We start from the raw sequence: 6,610 nt of genomic DNA, 5'->3' as shown, positions 1-6,610 counted from the left end.
CCGCCGGGGATCGGACAGGGCCTGGTCGAGAGCGTGGGCGAGCAACCCGGCGGTGGTCTCGTGCCCCGCGACCAGGAGGTTGAAGGCAAGGCTCGCCACCTCGGGCACCGTCAGGACGCTGTCGTCGTCGTCGCGGTAGGTCAGGGCCCGGCTGATGAAGTCGTCGCCCTGCTGTCCACTGTCCACCCGCCGGCGGACCAGCTCTTCGCAGTAGTGCCAGAACTCCAGCAGGCCCTGCGCCAGGCGTACCTGCTCGGCCGGGTCGGGCTGCCCCCAGATGAGGGCGATCTGGCCGTCCGCCCAGCTCCGGATCCGCCCGATGTCCGCGTCGGGCACCCCGAGGATGTCCAGGACCACCAGCAGGGGAAGCTCGGTCGCGAAGTCCGGGATCAGGTCGACCTGCTCGCCCTGACGGGCGGCGAGACGGGACACCAGCTGCTCGACCCTTCGCCGGACGATCACCCCGTACTCGGCCTCGACCCGCTCGGCGGTGTTCGCGAAGGTCGCCCGCAGGGCCCGGCGGGTGCGTGGGTGCGTCGGTGGGTCCGCGGCGGCCGTCGTGGGTGGCGCGTCGATCTGCATGATCACGCTCAGTGCCGCCGGGCAGACCTCGTAGACCGGAACGAGGGTGAGGGCATTGGCGAATGTCGCGGCGTCGGCGAGGGCACGCCGGACGTGTGCGTGTCTGCTGATCAACCACAGGTCCAGATCTTCGGCGTAGTGCGCGCCGTCGGGATCGTCGAGAATGCGCCGCCACACGCCAGCCGGGTCGGTGAGATAGACCCTACTGAAGGGATTCAGACGCATGGAAAGCCTCCTGACGCACGCGGCGCGAAACCGGCAGCGCCCCCATTTGGCGATCCACTTCGGCGATGCCGATAATGGCGCTCATCTGCCTCTGGCCCTTTACGGTGCGCTGGCCAGGCGTACAAGTCAAGATTGGTTTTCGTCTATTTATTGCTCGGCCTGATTGCGTGTTGCAACAGCCGGGCGAACCTGGCGGGATGCAACTTGCGGCACGGCCCTTGCCCGGAAAAGCCGACCCGGTCGGACGGTGCAATCGACTCGCCGATTCCCCTCATGACCGGGGAAACGACCCCCGGGACGACGAGTGACGCCGCCGGGCCGGTGACAACGGTGCGGGGGGTTCCAGCCCAGGCCGGAACCCCCCGCACGTCGGGTCGTGACGACCCGGTCAGGGCGCCCATGGAGCGGCGATGCTCCAGGTGCTGTCGGCGGTCCACAACGTCGGCGTGTTGTACGCGTCGCCGCCGGTGCCGTTGCTGAGCCAGACCTCCGCGTTGTAGTGCCGCAGGTACTTACCTCGGAAGTTGTACGACTCCAGCGACACACCGGTGCCGGTCAGCCCGGTACGGGCGCACCAGGTGGCGTCGGCGCGCAGCAACGCGGAGCCGTCGTCCGGCGAGTTGCGGACCCGGGAGTTCTGGTGGCGCAGGTACTGCCCGGGGAAGTTGACCGACTCGAACGAGTAGCAACCCGTGCCGGCCAGGCCGGGCCGGATGGTGTACGTGGCGTCGGCCTTGAGCAGGCTGGGGCTCGCGGCGTCGACCACCTCGGTGTAGGCCAGGCCGTCCTGGTGGCGCAGGTAACGGTTGGTGAAGCCGGGCGTGGTCACCTGCAACGATCGGCGGGTGTTGGTCGGCAGGGCGACGGGCCCCGAACTGCCGATGGTCTTCGAGGCGTTGATCAGTGCGGTGTTGGCGGCGCGCACCCGCGCCTGGTCCATCTTGATCACCCGCCGGTCGTAGGTGAGGAAGCCGTTCAGCTCACCCTCCAGGTCGGCGATCTCGGTGTAGATGGAGGCGCTGAGCCCCTTGCCGAGCATCAGGTTCTGGCTGCCCTGCACCAGCCCCACGTAGCGGTCGGTGAGCGCTGTCGAGTTGGCCTGCCACTCGTAGGCGAAGAACTGACCGTTCGGGCTGTACTCGTGCCCCGGCGTGTGCAGGCCCAGGCCGCCGAACTCACCGAGCACGGCGATCCGGGTGCTCGACGGTACGGGGGAGTCCGGCCCGAGGTAGACGTGCCAGTCGTCGATGTCGCCGTTGCCGGGGTTGCCGAGGGACTGGCAGCAGTTGTGGCCGCTGTGCGGGTTGACCAGACGGGTCGGGTCCTGGTTCTTGATGTTCTGCGCGACCCGCCGGGTGTCGGCGAGGGACCGCTCGCCCCAGCCCTCGTTGTACGGCGTGTACGCGATCACGGCGGGTGAGCTGCGGTGCTCGTCGATGATCTCGCGCGCCTCGGCCTCGAACTGCGCCTGCTGCGCGTCGGTGGGGTCGACGTCCTGTGCGGTCAGCGACGGGATGTCCTGCCAGACCAGCAGACCGAGCCGGTCGGCGTGGTAGAACCAGCGCTGCGGTTCGACCTTGATGTGCTTGCGCACCATGTTGAAGCCCAGGTCCTTGTGCTTCTGCAGGTCGAAGGCGAGCGCGGCGTCGGTCGGCGCGGTGTAGAGCCCGTCCGGCCAGAAGCCCTGGTCGAGGGTGCCGACCTGGAACACGAACTGGCCGTTGAGCTTGGGGCGCAGCACCCCGTTGACGAGACCGGTGGTGATCTCGCGCATGCCGAAGTAGTGCGTGGTCCGGTCCACCACGGCGCCGGCGGCGTTGCGCACCGTCACCCGGAGGTTGTAGAGGAACGGGTCGTCGGGTGACCAGCGGCGCGCGTTGGGCACGGGCACGGTGAACTCGGTGAAGCCGCCGGTGGCCGAGCCGACCACAGTGGCGCCGTTCAGCGCCTCGGCGAGCACGCTGTGGCCGCTCACGTCGCCCCTGGTGAAGACCCGGACCCGCACGGTGTTGGTGCTCAGGTTCGGGTAGAGGTCCACGCTGCTGATCGAGGCGGCGGGCACCGGCTCCATCCACACCGTCTGCCAGATGCCGGAGCTGGGGGTGTAGAAGATCCCGCCGGGTGTCTTGGTCTGCTTGCCGATGGCGGGCAGGCTGCCGTTCTGCCGGGTGTCGGTGGGGTCCCAGACCTTCACGACGATCTCGTTCGCCCCGGCGGTGAGCTGGGCAGTCACGTCGAAGGTGAAGGCGTCGTAGCCACCGGTGTGCGCACCGACCCGGACACCGTTGACCCAGACGGTGCTCTGCCAGTCGACGGCGCCGAAGTGCAGCAGGGTCCGCCGGCCCGACCAGTTGGCCGGGATGGTGACGGTGCGTCGGTAGAACAGGTAGTTGCGGTTGTCGTTGGCGGCCCGTTGGATGCCGGACAGGGCGCTCTCCACCGGGAACGGCACGTTCACCCGCTCGGGCAGGTTGGTGCCGAACTGCGGGGCGTCGTCGGTGGTCGACTGGCGTAGCTGCCACTCGCCGTTGAGGTTGAGCCAGTCCGGCCGCGTCATCTGCGGTCGCGGGTACTCGGGCAGTGGGGTGCCGGCGAGGGCCTGGCTGGTCCAGGGGGTGGTCAGTGGCGGCGTCTTGGCCGGCGCGGCGGACGCCGACGAGGAGGGCGCGGCGAGAAAGCCGGCCACCACCGCGAGGACGAGCAGCAGGGGCAGGGCGGGGCGGATGGGGACGTGACGTGTCATGCCGTCTCCGAGGGGGCGGGTTGCCACGGGCGGTGCAGCCAGGCCCGAAGCGCGTGGGTGGTGGGCATCGGGTGGTCATTGACGGGGGACGGGCGTCAGCGACGGACGTCGGGTGGGATCTCCACCCGCCGACGGTGGTCGGCATATTGACATCTGTCTTCGCCTGTATAACGTTATAGAGCCGCGCTGGGCGTCCCGTCAATGCTTGTTCGTCGATGCCCGGCCGGCCCGCCGGTCGACGTCGCGAAAGGGTGGTGGATGGGCGTCAGCCTGAAGGACATCGCCCAGCGCGCCGGTGTCTCGCTGGCCACTGTCTCGAACGTGGTGAACGGGTACCGCCCGGTGGGGGAGCGGACCCGACAACGGGTGCAGCAGGCGATCGACGAACTCGGTTACAGCCCCAACCTCGGCGCCCGGCACCTGCGCCGCGGTCGCACCGGCCTGATCGCCCTGGCTGTCCCGGAGCTGACCAACCCCTACTTCGCCGAACTCGCCGAGATCGCCATCTCCGAGGCCGCCGGGCTCGGCTACACCCTCGTCATGGAGAACACCGCCGCCGACCGGGAGGCGGAGCTGGCGCTCCTCGACGGCACCCGGCAGCGCGTCATCGACGGCCTGATCCTCAGCCCGGTGCGCATCGGCCGGGAGGAGGTGCTGGCCCGCACCGCCGGCGGGCCGCTCGTGCTGATCGGTGAGGGCGTCTACGACGTGCCGCACGACCACATCGCCATCGACAACGTCGCGGCCAGCCACGCGGCGATCCGGCATCTCGTGGCGATCGGCCGTCGCCGGATAGCGTTCATCGGCGCCACCGCTGGCGGCGACCGGCAGTCGGCCCACCTGCGGGTCCGGGGCTACCGCGAGGCCCTGGCGGCGGCCGGCCTGCCGTACCGACCACTGTTGGTCGCCCGCACCGACGCGTTCGGCCGGCTCGACGGCAGGCGGGCCATGCACGACCTCCTCGCTCGCGGTGACCGGCCGGACGCGGTGTTCGCCTACAACGACCTGGTCGCCATCGGCGCGCTGCGGGCGCTGGCCGAGGCCGGCCACCGGGTTCCCGAGGACGTCGCGGTGGTCGGCATCGACGACATCGAGGACGGGCGGTTCAGCGCACCGACCCTCACCACGATCGCCCCGGACAAGAGGGAGATCGGCCGTCTCGCGGTACGCCGTCTCGTCGCCCGCATCGAGGGCGCGGAGGTCGCGGGGCCGCTGAGCGTGCAGACACCGTTCCGCCTCATCCGCCGAGAGAGCACCGGCACCCCTGGCGGCTGACAACCGGTCGCACCGCAGCCCTGCGGCGCACCGGGCGAGATCCATAACGCCGGTGGTACGACCCAGAGAGGATGACCCGCGAGATCCATAACTCTCAATATGATGACCGCTATCTCGACTGCGGTGCGCTCACGAGGCGCGCCACCCTGATGCGGAGGAATGCATGGTTCGCTGGCGTACCCTCACTGGCCTGCTGGCCACCGCGTTGGCCGCGGTGACCGCGGCCAGCCTCACCCTCACCGCGCCGGCCGCCGCGGCCGACAGCCCCGTGACGCCGACCGTCGTCGGCGGCACCCGCGCCGCGCAGGGCGAGTTCCCGTTCATGGTGCGTCTCTCGATGGGCTGCGGCGGGGCGCTGTACAGCCCCCGGCTGGTGCTCACCGCGGCGCACTGCGTGGGCTCGACCGGCACCAACACCAGCATCACCGCGACGCTCGGGACGGTCGACCTCCAGTCGTCCAGCCGGATCACCGTCCGGTCCAACTACGTCTACCGGGCCCCCGGCTACAACGGCGCGGGCCGTGACTGGGCGCTGATCCGCCTGGCCAGCCCCGTCACCGGGCTGAGCACGCTGCCGATCGCCACCACCACCGCGTACGACAGCGGCACCTTCACCGTCGCCGGCTGGGGTGCCGCGCGGGAGGGCGGCGGCCAGCAGCGGTACCTGCTCAAGGCGACGGTGCCGTTCGTCAGCGACTCCGTGTGCAACGCCAACTACGGCGGCGACCTCATCCCCGCCCAGGAGATCTGCGCCGGCTACGCCAGCGGCGGCACCGACACCTGCCAGGGCGACTCGGGTGGCCCGATGTTCCGCCGCGACGCCAACAACGCCTGGATCCAGGTCGGCATCGTCAGTTGGGGCAACGGCTGCGCCCGGCCCAACTACCCCGGCGTCTACACCCAGGTGAGCTACTTCGCCTCGTCGATCGCCTCGGCCGCGGCCAGCCTCGGCGGCTGACCGTACGACCGCGGCCAGGCTGAGCGGCTGACCGCACGCCCACTCGGGCGGTCCGGACGGCACGGTCCGGGCCGCCCGTTCGCGTCGTGCCCACGGGCGGGCGGCGAGTGGGCCACCCGACAGAAACGGCGGGCCGTCAGTGCGACGCCGGCCGCAGCGGCGATGATGGGCCGGTGAAGATCCTGTCCATCCAGTCGTCGGTCGCCTACGGCCACGTCGGCAACTCGGCGGCGGCCTTTCCGCTGCAACGCCTCGGGCACGAGGTCTGGCCGGTCCTGACCGTGCACTTCTCCAACCACACCGGGTACGGCGCATGGCGGGGCCCGACGCTCCCCGCGGCGGACGTGGCGGAGGTGATCGCCGGAATCGGGGACCGCGGGGTCCTCGGCGACGCCGACGCGGTGCTCTCCGGCTACCAGGGCGACCCGGCGGTGGGCGCGGTGATCCTGGACGCGGTGGCGACGGTGAAGGCCGCCAACCCGGACGCCGTGTACTGCTGCGACCCGGTGATGGGCGACGCCGGCCGGGGCATGTTCGTCCGGCCCGGAATTCCGGAGTACCTCCGCGACACCGTCGTGCCCCGTGCGGACATCATCACGCCGAACCACTTCGAGCTGGACTTCCTCGCCGGCCGCACGACGACATCGCTGGCCGAGGTGCTCGACGCTGTCGACGTGGTGCGCGCGAACGGGCCACGGCACGTCCTGGTGACCAGCGTGCTGCACGGCGACCTGCCGCCGGACTCGCTGGAGGTGGTGGCGGTCTCCGACGAGGGCGCCTGGGCGGTGACCACACCGCTGCTGCCGATCAACCCGAACGGTGGGGGC

General features: G+C 70.6%; 4 protein-coding genes and 1 pseudogene. 3 read left to right on the top strand and 2 right to left on the bottom strand.

The window, feature by feature from the left end:
• Together KBX53_RS17660 and KBX53_RS17655 are read right to left on the bottom strand one after the other, a co-directional pair.
• A pseudogene (locus KBX53_RS17660) lies at positions 1–807 on the bottom strand (cytochrome P450); the annotation flags it as partial.
• 388 nt (positions 808–1,195) lie between these two features.
• On the bottom strand, positions 1,196–3,550 hold the full coding sequence (locus KBX53_RS17655; protein WP_210860439.1) for an AbfB domain-containing protein: 2,355 nt from the start codon (positions 3,548–3,550) through the stop codon (positions 1,196–1,198).
• Positions 3,551–3,808: 258 nt separating this feature from the next.
• On the opposite strand from KBX53_RS17655, the gene KBX53_RS17650 reads away from it, so the two are divergent.
• The 3 genes from KBX53_RS17650 to pdxY all read left to right on the top strand — a co-directional run.
• On the top strand, positions 3,809–4,825 hold the full coding sequence (locus KBX53_RS17650) for a LacI family DNA-binding transcriptional regulator (RefSeq protein WP_030336269.1): 1,017 nt from the start codon (positions 3,809–3,811) through the stop codon (positions 4,823–4,825).
• A 163-nt stretch (positions 4,826–4,988) separates the two neighbouring features.
• Entirely contained in the window at positions 4,989–5,783 is a 795-nt protein-coding gene (locus tag KBX53_RS17645) for a trypsin-like serine protease (protein ID WP_030336270.1), read from the top strand.
• Between the two features lie 173 nt (positions 5,784–5,956).
• The coding region (gene pdxY, locus KBX53_RS17640) for a pyridoxal kinase PdxY (RefSeq protein ID WP_210860437.1) at positions 5,957–6,610 on the top strand (654 nt) is incomplete at its 3' end.

The organism is Micromonospora sp. M51, from assembly GCF_018070305.1.
GTDB classification, from domain to species: domain Bacteria; phylum Actinomycetota; class Actinomycetes; order Mycobacteriales; family Micromonosporaceae; genus Micromonospora; species Micromonospora parva.
The sequence above is the reverse complement of the archived record's forward strand: the minus strand, read 5'-3'. Positions and strand labels throughout refer to the sequence as shown.

Coding starts and splice junctions, on each gene's coding strand:
- KBX53_RS17655 (WP_210860439.1), bottom strand. CDS start 3,550: ATGACACGTCACGTCCCCATCCGCCCCGCCCTGCCCCTGCTGCTCGTC.
- KBX53_RS17650 (WP_030336269.1), top strand. CDS start 3,809: ATGGGCGTCAGCCTGAAGGACATCGCCCAGCGCGCCGGTGTCTCGCTG.
- KBX53_RS17645 (WP_030336270.1), top strand. CDS start 4,989: ATGGTTCGCTGGCGTACCCTCACTGGCCTGCTGGCCACCGCGTTGGCC.